Annotated in this window: 14 protein-coding genes; 9 read left to right on the top strand and 5 right to left on the bottom strand. The window is 64.1% G+C overall.

Going from position 1 to position 17,882, the window contains the following annotated elements; translation table 11 throughout:
* Window position 1: 1 nt before the first annotated feature.
* From PW789_RS12580 to mutS, 3 genes are read right to left on the bottom strand one after another with little or no spacing between them, the layout of a single operon-like run.
* Entirely contained in the window at window positions 2-1,540 is a 1,539-nt protein-coding gene (locus PW789_RS12580; protein WP_299376818.1) for an ABC transporter substrate-binding protein, read from the bottom strand.
* A complete protein-coding gene (locus PW789_RS12575) occupies window positions 1,537-2,736 on the bottom strand; it encodes an anhydro-N-acetylmuramic acid kinase (protein ID WP_299376816.1) in 1,200 nt (399 codons plus the stop codon). Before PW789_RS12575 ends, PW789_RS12580 begins: the two co-directional genes overlap by 4 nt.
* A complete protein-coding gene (gene mutS / locus PW789_RS12570; RefSeq protein ID WP_299376814.1) occupies window positions 2,733-5,423 on the bottom strand; it encodes a DNA mismatch repair protein MutS in 2,691 nt (896 codons plus the stop codon). The genes PW789_RS12575 and mutS overlap by 4 nt, the downstream gene beginning before the upstream one ends.
* 96 nt (window positions 5,424-5,519) lie before the next feature.
* Between mutS and ccsA the strand changes: the two genes are divergently transcribed.
* The 6 genes from ccsA to PW789_RS12540 all read left to right on the top strand — a co-directional run bounded on the left by ccsA (window position 5,520) and on the right by PW789_RS12540 (window position 13,345).
* Window positions 5,520-6,335: a cytochrome c biogenesis protein CcsA gene (gene ccsA / locus PW789_RS12565; protein WP_299376811.1), complete on the top strand. Its 816-nt coding sequence runs from the start codon at window positions 5,520-5,522 to the stop codon at window positions 6,333-6,335.
* Entirely contained in the window at window positions 6,332-7,633 is a 1,302-nt protein-coding gene (gene hemA / locus PW789_RS12560) for a glutamyl-tRNA reductase (RefSeq protein ID WP_299376809.1), read from the top strand. The genes ccsA and hemA overlap by 4 nt, the downstream gene beginning before the upstream one ends.
* A gap of 178 nt (window positions 7,634-7,811) precedes the next feature.
* Window positions 7,812-8,834: a FecR domain-containing protein gene (locus PW789_RS12555; protein WP_299376807.1), complete on the top strand. Its 1,023-nt coding sequence runs from the start codon at window positions 7,812-7,814 to the stop codon at window positions 8,832-8,834.
* A 158-nt stretch (window positions 8,835-8,992) separates the two neighbouring features.
* Window positions 8,993-9,964 carry a hydroxymethylbilane synthase gene (gene hemC, locus PW789_RS12550; RefSeq protein ID WP_299376805.1) on the top strand — a complete coding sequence of 324 codons (972 nt, stop codon included), beginning with the start codon at window positions 8,993-8,995 and terminating at the stop codon, window positions 9,962-9,964.
* A gap of 99 nt (window positions 9,965-10,063) precedes the next feature.
* Window positions 10,064-12,481, top strand: a complete 2,418-nt coding sequence (locus PW789_RS12545) for an Orn/Lys/Arg decarboxylase N-terminal domain-containing protein (RefSeq protein ID WP_299376803.1) — start codon at window positions 10,064-10,066, stop codon at window positions 12,479-12,481.
* A 108-nt stretch (window positions 12,482-12,589) separates the two neighbouring features.
* A complete protein-coding gene (locus PW789_RS12540; RefSeq protein WP_299376801.1) occupies window positions 12,590-13,345 on the top strand; it encodes a uroporphyrinogen-III synthase in 756 nt (251 codons plus the stop codon).
* Window positions 13,346-13,598: 253 nt separating this feature from the next.
* Here PW789_RS12540 and nth read toward each other — a convergent pair whose 3' ends face one another.
* Both nth and PW789_RS12530 read right to left on the bottom strand, forming a co-directional pair.
* A complete protein-coding gene (gene nth / locus PW789_RS12535; RefSeq protein WP_299376798.1) occupies window positions 13,599-14,312 on the bottom strand; it encodes an endonuclease III in 714 nt (237 codons plus the stop codon).
* Window positions 14,313-15,116 carry a chlorite dismutase family protein gene (locus PW789_RS12530; RefSeq protein WP_299376796.1) on the bottom strand — a complete coding sequence of 268 codons (804 nt, stop codon included), beginning with the start codon at window positions 15,114-15,116 and terminating at the stop codon, window positions 14,313-14,315.
* 89 nt (window positions 15,117-15,205) lie between these two features.
* Here PW789_RS12530 and PW789_RS12525 point away from each other — a divergent pair, with 89 nt between their 5' ends.
* From PW789_RS12525 to PW789_RS12515, 3 genes are all read left to right on the top strand, one after another.
* Window positions 15,206-15,844: a DedA family protein gene (locus tag PW789_RS12525; RefSeq protein ID WP_299376794.1), complete on the top strand. Its 639-nt coding sequence runs from the start codon at window positions 15,206-15,208 to the stop codon at window positions 15,842-15,844.
* Between the two features lie 18 nt (window positions 15,845-15,862).
* Entirely contained in the window at window positions 15,863-16,345 is a 483-nt protein-coding gene (locus tag PW789_RS12520) for an ATP-binding protein (RefSeq protein WP_299376792.1), read from the top strand.
* A 174-nt stretch (window positions 16,346-16,519) separates the two neighbouring features.
* A complete protein-coding gene (locus tag PW789_RS12515; RefSeq protein ID WP_299376789.1) occupies window positions 16,520-17,863 on the top strand; it encodes an inositol-3-phosphate synthase in 1,344 nt (447 codons plus the stop codon).
* The last annotated feature ends 19 nt before the right edge of the window (window positions 17,864-17,882 follow it).

Here is a 17,882-nt window from a genome sequence, read left to right as displayed (position 1 = left end):
TCTACTGGATCGTGATGGTTCGCAGGTAGCTGAACGTCCCCGAAGCCTCAGGCTGCACGCCCGCAATCCGGCGTGAGTAGACCACCTCATTGTTCGGATACCACAGCGGAATCCCCGGCAGGTCGACGGCGAGAATCTTCTGCACCTCGACGTAGTCCTGCCGCCGCTTCGCCTCATCCGTCTCCGCTGCGGCCGCCGTCAGCAGAGCATCCACCCGCGGATTGGAGTAGCGTCCTCGATTGGCTCCCTTCGGCGGAAACGCCGCGCTGCCGTAGGTGTAGCGAAAGATGTCCGGATCTTCGTTCGACCCGATCCAGCGCAGAGCATACATCTGGAACGCACCGCGCGTTACGTCCGCATAGAACGTTCCAAACTCCGCCGACCGTAGCTCCAGCCGTATGCCCGCCGCTCGCAGCTGCTGCTGCATCACCATCGCCATCAGCCGTGTGGTCTCATCGGTCGAAGTCTTCATCGTGATCGTCAGGCGAACGCCGTCCGCACCGCGACGATAACCCGCCTCCTCCAGCAGACGCTCCGCCCGCTCCACATCATGTGGATACTGCGCCATCGATGCATCATCCGCTGCAGCCCAGTGCCCTGCGGGCAGCAGCGTCTCCGCAGGCTTGGCCTCGCCACGCCAGATCGCATCGATGATGGCCTTCCTGTCGATCGCGCACGCAATCGCCTGACGCACGCGACGATCCTTCAGCGTCGCATCGTTGACGTTGAAGTTCGTGTACACCACCACCGAGCTCTCGCCCGAAGCCACGCCCAGGTTCGGCGCCTGCTTCAGCGTATGAATCATGTCCAGCGTCACCACGTTGCTGGCCAGGTCGGCCGCGCCCTTGCGCAGCTCCAGTGCGCTCGTGATCGCGTCCGGCACCACCGTGAAGCGCACGCCGTCGATCTTCGGCGCTCCTGCCCAGTAGTGCTCGTTACGCCGCACGATCACTTCTTTATCCTGCACCGCACTCACAAACGCAAACGGCCCCGTCCCCACCGGATGCAGCCCGAAGTCGCGCCCCGCGCCGCGCGGCACCACGCCGAACAGCCCATTGCTCATGTTGAACAGCAATCCCGCATCCGGATGCTTCAGATGAACCACCAGTGTCAGCCGATCGCGCACATCCACGCGATCCACGCTGGCAAACGCCCCGCCCTTGGCCGTGATCAGCGTGCCGTCCACCATGCTGCGGATCGTCCACGCCACATCCTCGGCCTCCATCGGACGCCCATCCTGAAACTGCACTCCATCGCGCAGATGAATCACCAGCGTCAGCGGATCGGTCTGTTCCCACGCGGTCGCCAGCCACGGCTTCAGCTTGTAGTGCTCGTCCTTCGTCACCAGCCCGTCGAAGATCACTCCGCCCACGCGCTCCGATTGCGCATCCGTCCCCTGTCGCAGGTCGAGATTGTTCGGGCTGCTCTCGATGATCATCACCACCGTTCGCGGATCGGCTGCCTTCCCCCGGCATCCCGCCATCGGAAGCAACATCGCCACAGCCGTAGCCACGCTCATGGCACGCAGCAGACGCCTCATGCGTGCGTGACCTTGCCCAGCACCACCGGCCGCGAAGCCCCCGTAGCGCTCGGAATATTTCCCGGTCTGCCATGCGCCGTCAGCCATGCCATCAGCGCGAAGGCCATGCCTTCCTTTGCCTGCGCGGGAATCCCCAGCTCATCCATCGTGCGTACCGTCACCCCCAACGGCTCCAGCCCCGCACGCAGCTGCTTCATCAGCAGCGCATTCTTCGCTCCGCCCCCGGCAACGATGTACTCCACGCCGCGTGCCATTGGAGCCAGCTGACCCAGGTGCGGCCACACAAAGCTGCGATACGCCTCCAGGATGGTCTCCGAGGTCAGCGCCGTCGCCGTCGCCACAATGTCCGCATCGCTCGCCCGCGCCTTCAGGCACAGCGCCATAAAGCGTTCGATATACTCCCCGGCAAACTCCTCGCGTCCACAGCTCTTCGGCGGGGCGGCCACAAAATACGCATCCTGCTTCAGCCGCTCAATCACCGCTGCCACCGGCCTGCCGCGCTTCGCCGTCGCTCCATTACGGTCATAGGTTTTGCCGAACAGCTTCAGCATCACGCTGTCGATCACCACATTCGCCGGTCCCGAATCGAACGCCATCACCGTCTCAGCAGTCGCTCCCGCCGGGATCGACGTCATATTCGCGATGCCACCCAGGTTCTGCAGCACGCGGCTCATCTTCGCCGAGCGAAACAGCACATAATCCAGCATCGGCACCAGCGGCGCGCCCTGTCCGCCAGCCGCAAGATCGGCAGGACGAAAGTCGCTCACCACCGTCACCCGCAGCCGCTCCGCAATCACCGACGCCTCGCCGATCTGCCACGTCGCCCGTACCGGTCTGCCCAGGTACTTCGTCGCCGCACCCTGGTGATAGATCGTCTGCCCATGACAGCCCACCAGCTGCGCTTTGACGCCATGCTCCACCTGAGCCTTCGCCACCGCGTCCGCGTAGACCTCGCCCAGCCGCCAGTGCAGCCGCGAAAGCTCCGCCGCCGCAATCGACTTCGCATCCATCGCCGCCAGCACCGCCTCACGCAGAGGCTTGGGATACGCCATGCTCGACATCCCCAGCAGCTTCACCTTCGGCGAGCCCTGAACTCCATCCGTGCCCTCCGCGATGCGGCACAGCGCGACATCCACGCCGTCAGCCGAAGTGCCGCTCATCACACCTGCAACGATCATCGCCTTAGCTTTGGTCATCCCTTCAGCTCCCGTTGCAGCTCCGCCAGCAGGTTCAGCGCCTCACGCGGCGTCAGGCCATCCACATCCACCTCGGCCACGCGGTCTACGATTCTCTGCGACAGCGGCGTAAACATCGTCATCTGCATCGGAGCCACGTACTCCGCTCCCGCCTGCGCCACCTGCTGGCTCTCCGCGCGCTCATGCAGCTTCAGCACCTCGCGTGCCCGCGAGATCACCGCCTGCGGCAGACCCGCCAGCCGCGCCACCTCGATACCGTAGCTCTTGTTCGCCGGTCCTGCCTCCACGGAGTGCAGAAAGACGATGCCGCTCGCCGTCTCCTTTACCGTCACGCGCAGGTTCTTCAGCCGCTCCAGCCGATCGGCCAGCAGCGTCAGCTCGTGATAGTGCGTCGCAAACAGCGTGCGCGCGCCGATGCGTTCATGCAGATGCTCCACCGTCGCCCACGCCAGCGAGAGGCCGTCGTACGTCGCCGTACCGCGCCCCATCTCATCCAGCAGCACCAGCGAACGGTTGGTGGCGGTATTCAGAATCGCCGCCGTCTCCGTCATCTCCACCATGAACGTCGAGCGCCCACGAGCGACATTGTCGCTGGCGCCGATGCGCGTGTAGATGCGATCCACCAGTCCCACCCGCATCTGTTCCGCGGGAACGAAACAGCCACACTGCGCCATGATCACCAGCAGCGCCGTCTGCCGCAGGTACGTGCTCTTACCGCCCATGTTCGGCCCGGTAATCAGCAGGATCGATGGCCCCGCATCCGCATCCAGGTACACCGAGTTCGGCACAAACCGCCCGCTGCCCGACTCCTCCAGCCTTCGTTCCACCACCGGGTGCCGTGCGCCGATAAACTCCAGCACGCCGCTCGACTCCACCGCCGGCCGCGTCCATCCATACAGCGTCGCCATGTGAGCGAAGCAGCTCAGCATGTCGATCTCCGCCACCCGCCGCGCCGTCTCGCGCATCCGGCCCGCCGCATCCAGCAGCTGCCGTCGCAGCGCGGCAAACAGGCGGCGTTCGATCTCGCTCGAACGCTCCTGCGCCGTCAGGATCTTCGTCTCGTACTCCTTCAGCTCCGGCGTCGTGAAGCGTTCCGCGTTCACCAGCGTCTGCTTGCGTTCATAGTCCGCAGGCACTGCCTTTGCGTTCGCCTTCGTCACCTCGATGTAGTAGCCGAAGACATTGTTGAACCGCACCTTCAGCGACGTGATGCCCGTCCGCTCGCGCTCGCGTTCCTCGATCGCAGCGAGCGCCTGCCGTCCGCTGCGGCTCAGCTCGCGCAGCTCATCCAGCTCCGCATCCACGCCCGCGCGAATCACGCCGCCGTCGGCAAATGAGACCGGCGGCTCGTCGGCGATCGTCGAGGTGATCACCCCATGCAGATCCACCAGCGGATCGAATCCCTGGCACAGCGCCACCCATCGCGCTGCCGTAAACCGTAGCGTCGCCTCCAGCAGCCGAGGCAGGCAGCCCAGCGTCGCCGCCACCGCCATCACCTCGCGGGGGCCCGCTGAATCCAGCGCCACCCGCGCCAGCAATCTCTCCAGGTCGAGGATGCCATCCATCGCCCGCCGTACCGTCTCGCGGCGCTGCAGGTCGCTCACCGCCTCGGCCACTGCATCCAGCCGAGCTTCAATCTCTGCGATCTCGCTCGAAGGCCGCAGCAGGGTCGCCCGCAACAGCCGCTTACCCATCGGTGTGCAGCACGCATCGAGCGTATAAAACAGCGTCGTCTGCGTCGTCTCGCCCGAGAACAGCGGCTCCACCAGCTCCAGGTTGCGCACGCTCACCGCATCCAGCTCCAGGCACGACGAGCGCTCGTAGAACCGCAGCGCGTCCACATGCTCCAGACCGCCCTGCTTGGTCGCCTGCATATAGTGCAGCAGCGCCCCGGCCGCAATCGCCGCCGTATCCCGTCCGCTCAGCCCCAGCCCGTCCAGCGAGTGCACACGAAAGTGCCGCTGCAGCAGGGGCAGCGCATGGTCTGACGAAAACACCCACTCATCCAGCGGCGTCTTCGTGCGAATCCCGTTCAGCCACGCCGACTCATCCTCGTCCTCGCGCTTCTTCTCCAGTCCCAGCGAGCCGCTCTGCGCCGCAAACAGCGATCCACCCGCGCCAAAGACCAGCTCCACCGGCCGCATCCGCCCCAGCTCATCGGCCAGCTGTGCCCGTGCCGCCGCTCCCGCAAACTCCGTCGCGCGAAACTCGCCCGTCGAAAGATCCAGCAGCGCCATTCCGAACACCGTCCCCGCGCCCGTCCCTGTAACAGAAACGCTTGCCAGGTAATTGCTCTGTTCCGCGCCCAGCGTCGGGTCGATCGCCGTCCCCGGCGTGAATACGCGGGTCACCTCGCGCTTCACCACACCCTTGGCCAGCTTCGGGTCCTCCATCTGCTCGCAGATGGCCACGCGGAAGCCCTTGCGCAGCAGCCGCTGCAGGTAGGTCTCCGCCGCGTGGTAAGGAACGCCGCACATCGGCACGCTCCTGGCCTTGTCGCGGGCCGTCAGCGTCAGTTGCAGCTCCCGCGATGCCACCACGGCGTCCTCGAAGAACAGCTCGTAGAAGTCGCCCATCCGGAAGAAGAGCAGGGAATCGGGGTAGGTATCCTTGGCGATCCGGTACTGCCGCATCGCCGGTGAAAGAGCGGCCAGCTCCGGGCTTAAATTTGTTGTCTCTGTTGCCATCGCAGAACCGCAGAATACCGTACATCGCACACAGCCGCCCGGGCCCAGACGGTATACTGAAGTTTCGGCGCAACTGGGCCGATGAACGAACACTTCATGTCTCTACTCTGGCTCAGGGTCGCAGTGCTTCTCTACGGTATCGCCGCATTGGCGGTACTGCCTGCTGCGCTGTACGAACGCCCCCGCTGGCGGCACATCGCGGTGCCCGCCACCATTGCGGCTTTGCTGTTCCACTTCGTCTCGCTCGCCGAGATGCTCAACGCCGCCCATCACAGCCTTCCCGTCGATACCCACGAGACCCAGGCCCTGCTCGGCCTCCTGCTCGCCTGTGCCTTCGTCATCGTGTACTGGCGCTACCGCACCGTCTCGCTCGGCATCTTCGTGCTGCCTATCTGCTTTCTGCTCTGCCTGATCCCCGCCTTTCGCCCCGGGCAGGAGAGCATGCCCTTTCCGCAGTTCCACACCGGCTGGATCTTCCTCCACGTCGCTCTGCTGCTGGCCGCCTACGCCGCCCTTCTGCTCTCGCTGCTGGCCTCCGTGCTCTACCTCATCCAGGAGCGCAACCTCAAGTCCAAGCACACGCGCCCCAGCGCCGAGTGGCTTCCGCCGCTTGAGACCACCGACCAGATCGCGCTCAAGTCGCTGCTCTTCGGCCTGCCCTGCATGACCGCCGGTCTCTTCATCGGCTCGCTCATCGCCCAGCAGACCATCGGCCCCAGCTACTTTCTCGATCCCAAGGTGCTCCTCTCCTTCGCCATGTGGCTGGCCTACGTCGGCATGATCTATATCCGCCGCCACTCCGGCCTTCGCGGACGCCGCGCCATCTACCTCTCGGCCTTTGTCTTCTTCGTGGTGCTGGCCGTCTGGTCGGCTAATCAGTTCTCCGCCGTGCACAGGTTTACGACGCCATGAGCCAGACCTTCAATCTCGTGCTCCTCGGCATCAACCACAACACCGCGCCCATCGAGGTGCGTGAGCGCCTCGCCATCCCCGCAGGCCGCCTCGCCGACGCCACCCGCACCCTCATCCACCAGCCCGGCATCCGCGAAGGCCTCATCCTCTCCACCTGCAACCGCGTCGAGCTGCTCACCGTGCAGGAGAACGCCGACCCCAACAGCAACGCCGAGCTCCTGCGCTTCCTGCACGAGTACTTCTCCCTCGCGCCCGCCACCCTCACGCCGCATCTCTACGAGTACCGCGAAGGCGAGGCCGTCCGGCACCTCTTCCGCGTCGCCAGCTCGCTCGACTCCATGGTCGTCGGCGAGCCGCAGATCCTCGGCCAGGTCAAGGAGTCCTACTCCGTCGCCCGCGAGGTCGGTGCCGTCGCCAGCTCGCTCGACGCCCTCATCCAGCGCGCCTTCACCGTTGCCAAAAAGGTCCGCTCCGAGACCCAGATCGGTTCCAGCTCCGTCTCCATCGCCTCGGTCGCCGTCGATCTCGCCCGGAAGATCTTCAACACCCTCGACGGCAAGACCGTTCTGCTCGTCGGCGCCGGCAAGATGTCCGAGCTCGCCGCGCGTCACCTCATGCAGCACGGCGCCTCCAACATCCTCGTCGCCAACCGCACCGCCGAGCGAGCCGAGAAGATGGCCGCACAGTTCAACGGCCAGGTCGTCCCCTTCGACGCGCTCTACGATCAGGCTGCCCGCGCCGACATCGTCATCACCTCCACCGGAGCGCCGCAGAAGCTCTTCGGCCGCTCCCACGGCCAGCACTTCCTGCACTCCCGCCGCAACCGGCCCATGTTCTTCATCGACATCGCCGTCCCCCGCGACGTCGATCCCCGCATGAACGAGGTCGAAGGCTGCTTCGTCTACGACATCGACGATCTCCAGCAGGTTGCCGTCGCCAACCTCGCCGATCGCAGCCGCGAGGCCGCCGCCGCCGAGACCATCGTCACCCGCGAGGTGGAAAAATATCAGCAGCGCGTGCAGTCGCTCGACGCCGCCTCCGCCATCCGCGGTCTCCAGGAGCACGCCGAGAACCTCCGTCAGGCCGAGCTGCGCCGCAGCGCCAGTAAGCTTGCCGGCCTCACCGCCGAGCAGCAGGCCGCCGTCGAGGCCCTCACCCGCTCCCTCACCAACAAGTTCCTGCACCCCCCCATGACCGCCCTGCGTGAGGCCGCCCGCGACGGCGATGCTCAGGCTCTCGCTGAGCTCGAAGCTCTCTACCTTGGCCAGCCACGCAGCCGCAACGGCTCCAAAAGCTGATTCAGGAGCTGCAGCGTCGGTTTGCGTCGAGGGTGATGGAAATAAAGGGTTCTCCCTCTGCAACCCGCGTTTTTCCAGAAAGTTGCGTTCTGATAATCGGCTATCTCGTTGGCCCACTTGCATTTAACGTGTGACATTTCATCCCTGACTGCATCTAAACCTAATGAGAGGTACCAAGATGCCAAGGTCGAAAATCATCACATTTGTTGCCCTGGCGACTCTTTCCGTAGCCGGTCTTGCCCAGCAGACATCTCAGGCCACGGTCTCAGCGCGGCCAGGCACCCTCAACTACACCGAAGGACAGTCCGTCCTCGACGGTCGCACCCTCAACGCAGGTGCCGAGACCGGCAAGACGCTCGCAGCGGGCCAGTCTCTCTCCACCACCACCGGTAAGGCGGAGATCCTGCTGACCCCCGGAATCTTTCTGCGCATCGGCTCCAACAGCACCGTGCAGATGATCTCCCCGAATCTGACCCACACCGAGGTTCGCCTCGAGCAGGGACGAGCCAACCTCGAAGTCGACGAGCTCTACAACCAGAACCGTATCCTTATCGATCTGCCCAACGGACAGGCGCAGATCATGAAGAAGGGTCTCTACGCCTTCGATGCCTCGAGTTCCTCGGTCAGCACCTTCGACGGACAGGCCAACGTCTACCCCGGCTCCGACCTCACGACCAATGTGAAGCCGGTCCAGGTCAAGGGCGGGCGCCGTCTGGTCCTCGCTGGTGACACCCTGCAGCCGGTCAAGTTCGACAAGAACCAGGCCAAGGACGATCTCTACAACTGGGGCAGCCTGCGCTCGCAGTACCTCGGCGAAGCCAACCTGCAGCTGGCCTCTTCCTACGCCGGTTACTCCGGCTTCAATCCCGGCTGGTACTGGGCTGGAGGCGGCTACGGCTATACCTGGCTCCCCGGCAATGGCCTCTGGTGGAACCCCTATGGCTTTGGCTTCTACTCGCCCTACTACCTCTACGGCGGCGGACCCATCTACGGTGGTTACTACGGCGGCTTCCGTGGCGGCTACGGTTATCGTGGTGGCTACGGATATCGTGGCGGCGCAGCCGGTTATCGCGGCAACCCCGCGGCTGCGGCCTTCCAGAACAGAACGGCTGGCGGCGGCGGCTTCCGTGGCGGCGGCATGATGGGCGGTGGCGGCGGTGGCTTCCACGGCGGTGGCGGTGGTGGCGGCGGACACCGCTAAGCCTCACCTCCGCATCTGGAACCTTAACCTCCGCATCTGGAACTCTTCTCACCCGGCAGCCGGTCATGGCTGCCGGGTGAGTCATTTAACCGCCTGCCCGTAACCCCTGCCTCCAACAAATCCAACGCCGCTTCCCGTATCCTAGAGAGACAGGATCTATGAGCTCTTCCGTTAATCTCTCCTCTCCCATTCGCATCGGGTCGCGCGGCTCCCAGCTTGCCCTCTGGCAGGCAAACTTCGTTCAGGCTGAACTGCGCGCCTCCGGCTACGAAGCCGAGATCGAGATCATCCGCACCACCGGCGACCGCATGCAGCAGCCCGGCTTCGTGCCGCCCCCCGACGTCGACGGCAAGGGCATCTTCATCAAGGAGATCGAGGAGGCGCTCGCCGAAGGCCGCATCGACCTCGCCGTGCACTCCCTCAAGGACCTGCCCACGCAGCTCGCCTCGCGCTTCACCCTGACCGCCATCCCGCGCCGCGCCGACGCCCGCGACGCCTGGGTCTGCGAGCCCTTCTGGTCGCTGCACACGCTTCCTTTCGGCGGCAAGGTCGGCACCACCAGCCCCCGCCGCAAGGCACAGCTCTGGGCCCTCCGCCCCGACATCGAATTCGTCGAGACGCGCGGCAACATCGACACCCGCCTCAATAAACTCGCTGGCGGAGTCTGCGACGCCCTCGTACTCGCCGCCGCCGGCCTCGACCGTCTCGGCCGCACCGAGTGGGTCCACCACCGCTTCTCGCCGCTCGAGCTCTGTCCCGCACCCGGTCAGGGAGCGCTTGCCATCGAGACCCGCAGCGCCTCGCATCCCATCGACGAGTGCCGCGATCGCGCCGTCCGACAGGCCCTCCAGCCGCTCGATCATCTCGAGACCCGCTTCTGCGTCGAAGCCGAACGCATCGCCCTCGATGCCCTCGGCGGAGGCTGCTCACTTCCCATCGGCGTCCACTGCGTGCCGGAGTACGAGAAGTGGCGTATCTTCGCCCAGGTCATCGCCTCCGACGGAGAGACCATGGTGCAGTTCGATCGCGAATTCCCGCTCTCGACCGACGCCGAGACCCTCGGCAGCACTGTCGCCGACGAGCTCAAAATCAGGGGAGCGCTCGATCTGCTCTCCCCCTCCATCATGTAACCCACGCTTCATCAAAACGGATAGGGAATTCTCCCCACCGTTCATCTTGTCGTGCGTCAAATCGCTATAAACTGCTTAATCGTATTGCTGTGAGGTGGAATGAACGAAGGTCGTTGGGTACTTTTGATTGCGAGTGAAGTTGGCGGTACCGATTCCGTCTCGGACCGCGCCATGGAACGTCTCGTCGAGGCGATCCGCGAGGAGGGCTATCAGGTGATTCGCACCTCCACGCCCGAAGATGGCGTCTCGCTCGTCACCAGCGATCCCTCCTACTCCGCCATCCTCCTCGACTGGGATCTCGAAGGCGAGGGCCAGTTCGACGAGCGCGCCGCTCTCAAGGTTCTGCGCTCCGTCCGTCATCGCAGCAAGAAGATCCCGATCTTCCTCATCGCCGACCGAACCCTCGTCTCCGAGCTTCCCCTCGAAGTCGTCAAGCAGGTCCACGAGTACATCCATCTCTTCGGCGACACACCGGCCTTCATCGCCAACCGCGTCGACTTCGCCGTCGAGCGCTACCACGAGCAGCTGCTGCCCCCCTACTTCCGCGAGCTCAAGAAGTACACCGACCAGGGAGCCTACTCCTGGGACGCGCCCGGCCACATGGGCGGCGTCGCCTACCTCAAGCACCCCATCGGCATGGAGTTCCAGCGCTTCTTCGGCGAGAATCTCCTCCGCTCCGACCTCGGCATCTCCACCGCGCAGCTCGGCTCCTGGCTCGACCACCTCGGGCCTCCAGGAGAATCCGAGCGCAACGCCGCCCGCATCTTCGGCGCCGACTGGACCTTCTACGTCCTCGGAGGCTCCTCCACCTCGAACCAGATCATCGGCCACGGCGTCATCGCTCAGGACGACATCGTCCTCGCCGATGCCAACTGTCACAAGTCCATCTGTCACTCGCTCACCGTCACCGGCGCCCGGCCCGTCTACATGAAGCCCACGCGCAACGGCTACGGCATGATCGGCCTCGTGCCGCTCAAGCGCTTCGCGCCGGAGTTCATCCGCGGCCTCATCGATCGCAGCCCGCTCACCAAGGGCGTCGAAGATCAGAACCCCACCTACGCCGTCGTCACCAACTCCACCTACGACGGCCTCTGCTACGACGTGAACCGCGTCGTCGAAGAGCTCTCCAAGTCCGTCCCCCGCGTCCACTTCGACGAGGCCTGGTACGCCTACGCCAAGTTCCACAAGATCTACCGCGGTCGCTTCGCCATGGACGTCCCCGACGACATGCCCGAGCGTCCCACCATCTTCTCCGTGCAGTCCACGCACAAGATGCTCGCCGCCTTCTCCATGGGCTCCATGGTGCACATCAAGCTCAGCCCCCGCGCTCCGCTTGAGTTCGACCAGTTCAACGAGTCGTTCATGATGCACGGCACCACCTCGCCCTTCTACCCGCTCATCGCCTCGCTCGACGTCGCCGCGGCCATGATGGACGAGCCCACCGGCCCCACCCTGATGTACGAGTGCATCCAGGACGCCATCAGCTTCCGCAAGGCCATGAGCTCGGTCGCACACCGCCTGCGCGCTGCTGAAAACGGCGACGGCTGGTTCTTCCGTCTCTTCCAGCCCGACCAGGTCACCGATCCCAACTCCAACGAGACCTTCGTCTTCGAAGAGGCTCCGGACGAGCTGCTCAGCGCCAATCCCAACTGCTGGACGCTCAAGCCCGGCGAGGACTGGCACGGCTTTCAGGACGACGATATCGCCGACGGCTACTGCATGCTCGACCCCACCAAGGTCACCATCCTCATGCCGGGCGTCAACGCCCAGGGCAAGGTCAGTGACTGGGGCATTCCCGCCGCCATCCTCACCGAATTTCTCGACTCCCGCCGCGTCGAGATCGCCCGCACCGGCGACTACACCGTCCTCGTCCTCTTCTCCGTCGGAACCTCCAAGGGCAAGTGGGGCTCGCTGCTCGAGAATCTCTTCGAGTTCAAGCGTCTCTACGACAGCGAGGCTCCCCTCGAAGAGGCGCTCCCCGAGCTGGTCGCCAAGTATCCGCAGCGCTACCGCAACTCCACGCTCAAGGAGCTCTCCGACGAGATGCACGCCGCCATGGTCGAGCTCAACCTGCCCACGCTCGTCGGCGATGCCTGCGACGAGGACTTCGACCCCGTCCTCACGCCGTCCGAGACCTACCAGAAGCTCCTCCGCAACGAGACCGAGAAGATCCGCTTCACCCAGATGCCCGGACGCATCGGCGCCGTCATGCTGGTCCCGTATCCTCCCGGCATCCCCATGTGCATGCCCGGCGAGCGGCTCGGCGGTCCCGAGAGCCCCGTCATCCGCCTCATCCTCGCCACCGAGGCCTTCGGCAAGCGCTTTCCCGGCTTCGAGCGCGAGGTCCACGGCATCGAGGGCGACAGCGAAGGCAACTACTGGATGCGCGCCGTCATCGAGACCCCCGGCCAGTACACGCCCATCAACGGCGACAACGGCGAGGCGCTCCCGCCCTCAGCCGCGCCCCCGGTCAAAAAAGTGCGGAAGACACAGCCCCCGCGCCACACGCAGGAATAATCACGCAGGAAGAATCAACAAGAGAGCCTTCGCCGCAAGATAGACCCCACGGCGAAGGCTCTCTTGTCTTCGCTTTATAAAATCAAGGCGTCATAAAATCAGGAGACGATGTCCTCCCTCGACGGCAAACGCATCCTCATCACGCGCACCCGCCGCCAGTCCTCCGTACTCGCCGGGCAACTCGCCGCCCTGGGCGCGACCCCCATCGCCATCCCCGCCATCGAGATCGCGCCGCCCGCCAGCTACATCACCCTCGATCGCTCGCTCGCAGCCCTCGACACCTTCGACTGGCTGCTCTTCACCAGCGCCAACGCCGTCGACGTCTTCGCCGCCCGCCGCAATCCATCCCTGCTGCCAAAACAGATCGCTGCCATCGGCCCCGCCACCGCGAAAGCCATCGAAGCCCTCGGCCTCAGGGTCGATCTTCTCCCGCCACGCTACGTCGCCGAATCCTTCGCCGAAGCGCTTGCGCCTCACGCAGCAGGGAAGCGCATGCTGCTCATCCGGGCCGAAGAGGCCCGCGACGTCCTCCCCGAAGCGTTAACCGGAGCCCACCTCACCATCGCTCCCGCCTACCGCAACCAGGTGCCGGCGTCTTCCATCCCCGCCGTCCGCGATCTCTTCTCCGCGCCAGAGCTTTACCCGGACGCCATCACGCTGACCAGCGCCTCCACGGCCCGCTCCCTCATCGCCCTTCTGGAAACCGCCAACCTCGCCCTGCCGCGCACCATCGCGCTGGCATCCATCGGCCCCGTCACCACCGCCGCCATCCGCGAACTAGGCTACAGCCCCACCATCGAAGCCGAAGAAGCCACCATCCCCGCCCTCATCGAAGCCATCAGGCAGCACTTCGCTTCAACGTAGCAGCGACACACACCTAATAAATTTTGAAGAATTAGACAGGCTGCCATCCCGCTCGACCGCACTCAGCACCTCCACAAAGCTGCCATCCCGCTCCGGCCGCACTCAGCACCTCCACAAGATTGTCGTTCCGAGCGACCGCGCTAAGCATTCCCACAAAATTGTCATTCCGACCGAAGCGAAGCGAAGTGGAGGAACCTGCTTCTCTACCGCCAACGCCTCCCAGCCACAAACCCGCAGCCACCAAGCTGCAAGCTCAAGCCGGGTGCGAGCTCCACGTCTTATCGGCCGAATAACAAAGCGTCTCCAGCGTGCAGTCCACGCACCGGGGCTTCCGCGCCACGCACACCTGACGCCCATGATGAATCAGCTCATGTGAGAAGTTAATCCACCGGTCCTGCGGCAGAATCTTCATCAAATCGCGCTCGATCTTCTCCGGCGACGTCTCCTTCGTCAGCTCCAGCCGCCGCGAAAGCCGCATCACGTGCGTGTCCACCACCACACCCACGGCGATGCCGTACCACGACCCCAGCACCACGTTTCCCGTCTTGCGCGCCACGCCTGGCAGACGAAGAATCTCCTCCATCGTCTGTGGAATCTTCCCGCCGAACTCCCGCACCACCAGCTCCGCCGCACCCTTAATCGACTTCGCCTTGTTGCGAAAAAAACCCGTCGTCCGGATCAGCTCTTCGATCTCGGGCAGGGAAGCCGCTGCCATCGCCTTCGGCGTCGGAAACGTCTTGAACAGCGCGGGCGTCACGATATTCACGCGAACGTCGGTGCACTGAGCCGACAAAATCGTCGCCACCGTCAGCTCCCAGGCATTGCGATGCGTCAGCGCGCACACCACGCCGGGATACGTCCTTGCCAGAATGTCCAAGATTGCGGCCACGCGTGCGGGGTCGAGCGGATTCCTCTTCGGTCCGCCCTTCTTCGCTGCCGTCTTTCCCGCACGCTTTGCCGTCGCCATCTATCCCAGCCGGTTCAGCATCTCTTCCGGCGAAAGCCGTACGCAGCTGAAGATCGGGAAGTCCTTCAGCGTATACAGGCTGGCCTCGGTCTCGCGCAGCTGCTGCACCAGGTCGAGGAAGTCCTCCGGGAAGTTCGTCTCGAACGCCACCACAAACTCCTGGTCATCCAGGCCGAACGAGTACGTCGTATTCAGCTTCACGCGCGGATACGCCAGCCCCACGCGGATATGCTCGTCCATCAACCGCTTGCGCTCTTCCATCGACAGCAGGTACCACGGCCGCGTCTTCCAGAACGGGTAGATGAAGATGTACTTCTGGCCGCCGGGACGGATCGCGCCGCGTCCCTCGCTCTCGCTCTCATCCGGACGGTCGATCTGGTACTGCGACCGCTTCGTCATCGCCAGGAAGTTATGCGGCGTCGTCAGGTAGCCGGCCAGCGGCGTCGACATCAGCTCGCTGCGCATCTCGTTCAGCTCATCCACCCCATAGCCGATCGACCACACGCACATATCCACATCGCCGCGCGTACCCGTCGTCGAGTAGGTCAGCGACAGAAACTCGCCTGGCTTGTTCCACTTCGCCAGCACCGCGGCAAAGGCTTTCTTATGAGCCTCGCGCTCCTCGGCAGGCAGGCGTCGCCACTCCGGCATCACTTTATAGAAGCTGAAGCAGACGATCTGCCGCTTCACCGGCGGCTTCGACGGGTCATGCGGCGCTGCGCCATAGCTCGACGCGGGACGTCCGGTGGCAGGGGTGGTTGCGGTGGAAGCCGGGGCAACGGGGGCGACAGTACTCTCTGACATCGATCTCTCCTGAACACTTTTAATGCTAGCGCATCAGGGCTCTCCACGCTTGCCGCCATTCCGGCGAGGGCCAGCTATACTCAAGCTGCATGTCCGAGAAGATCATTGCTGCCCTTGCCAGCTTCATTATTGCGGTTATCTCTGCCGGTGGTTACGTCGGCGTCGCCCTGCTCATGGGCATCGAGTCCGCCTGCATCCCTCTGCCGTCCGAGATCATCATGCCCTTCGCCGGCTACCTGGTGCACACCGGTCAGCTGAAGCTCTTCTGGGTCGCCACTGCGGGGGCCATCGGCTGCAACCTCGGCTCTATCCCCGCCTACTGGCTCGGTGCATGGGGAGGCCGCCCCGCCGTCGAGCGCTTCGGCCGCTACGTTCTGCTCAGCCGCCACGACCTCGACCGCACCGAACACTTCTTTCAGCGCTTCGGCGGTATCACCGTCCTCGTCGCCCGCCTGCTTCCGGTCGTGCGCACCTTCATCGCCCTGCCTGCCGGTATCGCGAAGATGCCGCAGCTGCGCTTCCATACCTATACCTTTCTCGGCTCCTGGCCCTGGTGCTACATCCTCGCCTACGTCGGCATGAAGCTCGGCGATCGTTGGGAATCCGATCCGCGCTTCAAGGAGATCTTCCACCGCTTCCACCTCGGCGTGGAGCTGGTCCTCGTCGCCTTCATCGCCTGGTTCGTCTACACCCACTGGAAGAACCGCGTGAAGGTCGAAGCCGTCTAACCTCATAGCAGGCCGTCCATGGCAGGAACGCTGCACTTCATCTGCGGAAGACTCGCATCCGGCAAGACAACCCTCGCGCGCCAGATCGCAGCCTCCACCCCGGCCGTTCTCTTCTGCGAAGACGTGTGGTTGTCGAAGTTGAGCGACGGCATCCGCTCCTTCGACGACTACCTCAAGTGGTCCCGCCGCTGCCGCGCCGTCATGGGCCCACTCCTCATCGACACGCTGCGCACCGGAAGCTCCGTCGTCCTCGACTTCGCCGGCAATACAGCCCGCGAACGCGCCTGGGTGCGATCCCTCTTCGAAACGGCGGAGGCCCCGCACGCTCTGCACGTCCTCTCTCTGTCCGAGGCCGCCTGCCTCGAAAATCTGCACCGCCGCAATCACGAAAAGCCCGAAGGTCTCTTCTTCGCCGAGACGACCGATGAAGACTTCTATGCCATCGCAAAGTACTTCGAGCTACCCCACAAAGACGAAGGCTTTCACCTCGTCCATCACTGAAGTGCAACACATTCAATATCCACGACGAACGGCCATAAACACGTAACCGCTAACCCTCCTTTACCGTTTACGCCTGTAAAAACGGGCACTTTGTTTGCATCGCCCTTCAACGCTCTTTCATACTGCAACTTCCGTGGCCACGGAAAATTGCAACAGGGAAGGGTCTCACCCAGCATGTCGAACGAATCCGCCGCAGCCAGGCCAGCGGCAACCTCCATCAAGCCAGCCACAGGAAAATTAGGCGTCATGATCCCCGGCATGGGAGCCGTCGCCACCACGCTGATCGCCGGCGTCGAAGCCGTGCGCCGCGGCTTCGCTCTCCCCATCGGCTCCACCTCGCAGATGGGAACCATCCGCCTCGGCAAGCGCAACGAAGGCCGCTCTCCGCTCATCAAGGACTTCGCCCCCATCGCCTCCCTCGACGATCTCGTCTTCACCGGCTGGGACATCTTCGGCGGCAATCTCTACGACGCCGCCAAGACCGCGCAGGTTCTCGACCGCGATCAGCTGGAGCAGATGCGCCCCTTCCTCGAATCCATCGAGCCCATGCCCGCCGCCTTCGACCAGCACTACGTCAAGCGCCTCGAAGGAAAGAAGGTCAAGGTCGGCAAGAACAAGTGCGATCTCGCCAACCAGATCCGCAACGACATCGCCGAGTTCAAGACCCGAACCGACCGCCAGGTCATGATCTGGTGCGGCTCCACCGAGATCTTCATGGAGCAGGCGCCCGTCCATCAGACGCTCGCAGCCTTTGAAAAAGGCCTCGTCGACGACGACCCGGCCATCACGCCCTCCATGCTCTACGCCTGGGCCGCGCTCAAGGAGGGCATCCCCTTCATCAACGGCGCGCCCAACCTCACCGTCGACATCCCCGCGCTCAACGAGCTCTCCCGCAAGATGAACGCCCCCATCGCAGGCAAGGACTTCAAGACCGGGCAGACCTTCATCAAGACCGTCCTCGCCCCCGCCTTCAAGGTGCGCAACCTCGGCGTCTCCGGCTGGTACTCCACCAACATCCTCGGCAACCGCGACGGCGAGGTCCTCGACGACCCCGACTCCTTCAAGACCAAGGAAGTCTCCAAGCTCGGCGTCCTCGAACACATCTTCCAGCCCGACCTGCACCCCGCGCTCTACAAGGACATCTACCACAAGGTCCGCATCAACTATTACCCGCCCCGCGGCGACAACAAGGAAGGCTGGGACAACATCGACATCTTCGGTTGGCTCGGTTATCCCATGCAGATCAAGGTCGACTTCCTCTGCCGCGACTCCATCCTCGCCGCACCGCTCGCGCTCGATCTCGTCCTCTTCATGGACCTCGCCGCCCGTACGCCCTCGCTGCGCGGTCTCGGCATCCAGGAGTGGCTCAGCTTCTACTTCAAGGATCCCGACGCCGCTCCCGGCGTCTACCCCGAGCATGACCTCTTCATTCAGAACATGAAGCTCAAAAACACCCTCCGCCACGTCATGGGCGAAGACCTCATCACCCACTTAGGCCTCGACTACTACGGCGATTAGCCCAAAGCAAATAAAAGGC

Origin of the sequence: Edaphobacter sp., assembly GCF_028283685.1 — a bacterium.
Taxonomy (GTDB): domain Bacteria; phylum Acidobacteriota; class Terriglobia; order Terriglobales; family Acidobacteriaceae; genus Edaphobacter.
This window is presented reverse-complemented; position numbering and strand designations above follow the sequence as displayed.

What these genes read in the sequence shown, in the direction of transcription:
- PW789_RS12580 (WP_299376818.1), bottom strand. Translation starts at nt 1,540, where the DNA reads ATGAGGCGTCTGCTGCGTGCCATGAGCGTGGCTACGGCTGTGGCGATG.
- PW789_RS12575 (WP_299376816.1), bottom strand. Translation starts at nt 2,736, where the DNA reads ATGACCAAAGCTAAGGCGATGATCGTTGCAGGTGTGATGAGCGGCACT.
- mutS (WP_299376814.1), bottom strand. Translation starts at nt 5,423, where the DNA reads ATGGCAACAGAGACAACAAATTTAAGCCCGGAGCTGGCCGCTCTTTCA.
- ccsA (WP_299376811.1), top strand. Translation starts at nt 5,520, where the DNA reads ATGTCTCTACTCTGGCTCAGGGTCGCAGTGCTTCTCTACGGTATCGCC.
- hemA (WP_299376809.1), top strand. Translation starts at nt 6,332, where the DNA reads ATGAGCCAGACCTTCAATCTCGTGCTCCTCGGCATCAACCACAACACC.
- PW789_RS12555 (WP_299376807.1), top strand. Translation starts at nt 7,812, where the DNA reads ATGCCAAGGTCGAAAATCATCACATTTGTTGCCCTGGCGACTCTTTCC.
- hemC (WP_299376805.1), top strand. Translation starts at nt 8,993, where the DNA reads ATGAGCTCTTCCGTTAATCTCTCCTCTCCCATTCGCATCGGGTCGCGC.
- PW789_RS12545 (WP_299376803.1), top strand. Translation starts at nt 10,064, where the DNA reads ATGAACGAAGGTCGTTGGGTACTTTTGATTGCGAGTGAAGTTGGCGGT.
- PW789_RS12540 (WP_299376801.1), top strand. Translation starts at nt 12,590, where the DNA reads ATGTCCTCCCTCGACGGCAAACGCATCCTCATCACGCGCACCCGCCGC.
- nth (WP_299376798.1), bottom strand. Translation starts at nt 14,312, where the DNA reads ATGGCGACGGCAAAGCGTGCGGGAAAGACGGCAGCGAAGAAGGGCGGA.
- PW789_RS12530 (WP_299376796.1), bottom strand. Translation starts at nt 15,116, where the DNA reads ATGTCAGAGAGTACTGTCGCCCCCGTTGCCCCGGCTTCCACCGCAACC.
- PW789_RS12525 (WP_299376794.1), top strand. Translation starts at nt 15,206, where the DNA reads ATGTCCGAGAAGATCATTGCTGCCCTTGCCAGCTTCATTATTGCGGTT.
- PW789_RS12520 (WP_299376792.1), top strand. Translation starts at nt 15,863, where the DNA reads ATGGCAGGAACGCTGCACTTCATCTGCGGAAGACTCGCATCCGGCAAG.
- PW789_RS12515 (WP_299376789.1), top strand. Translation starts at nt 16,520, where the DNA reads ATGTCGAACGAATCCGCCGCAGCCAGGCCAGCGGCAACCTCCATCAAG.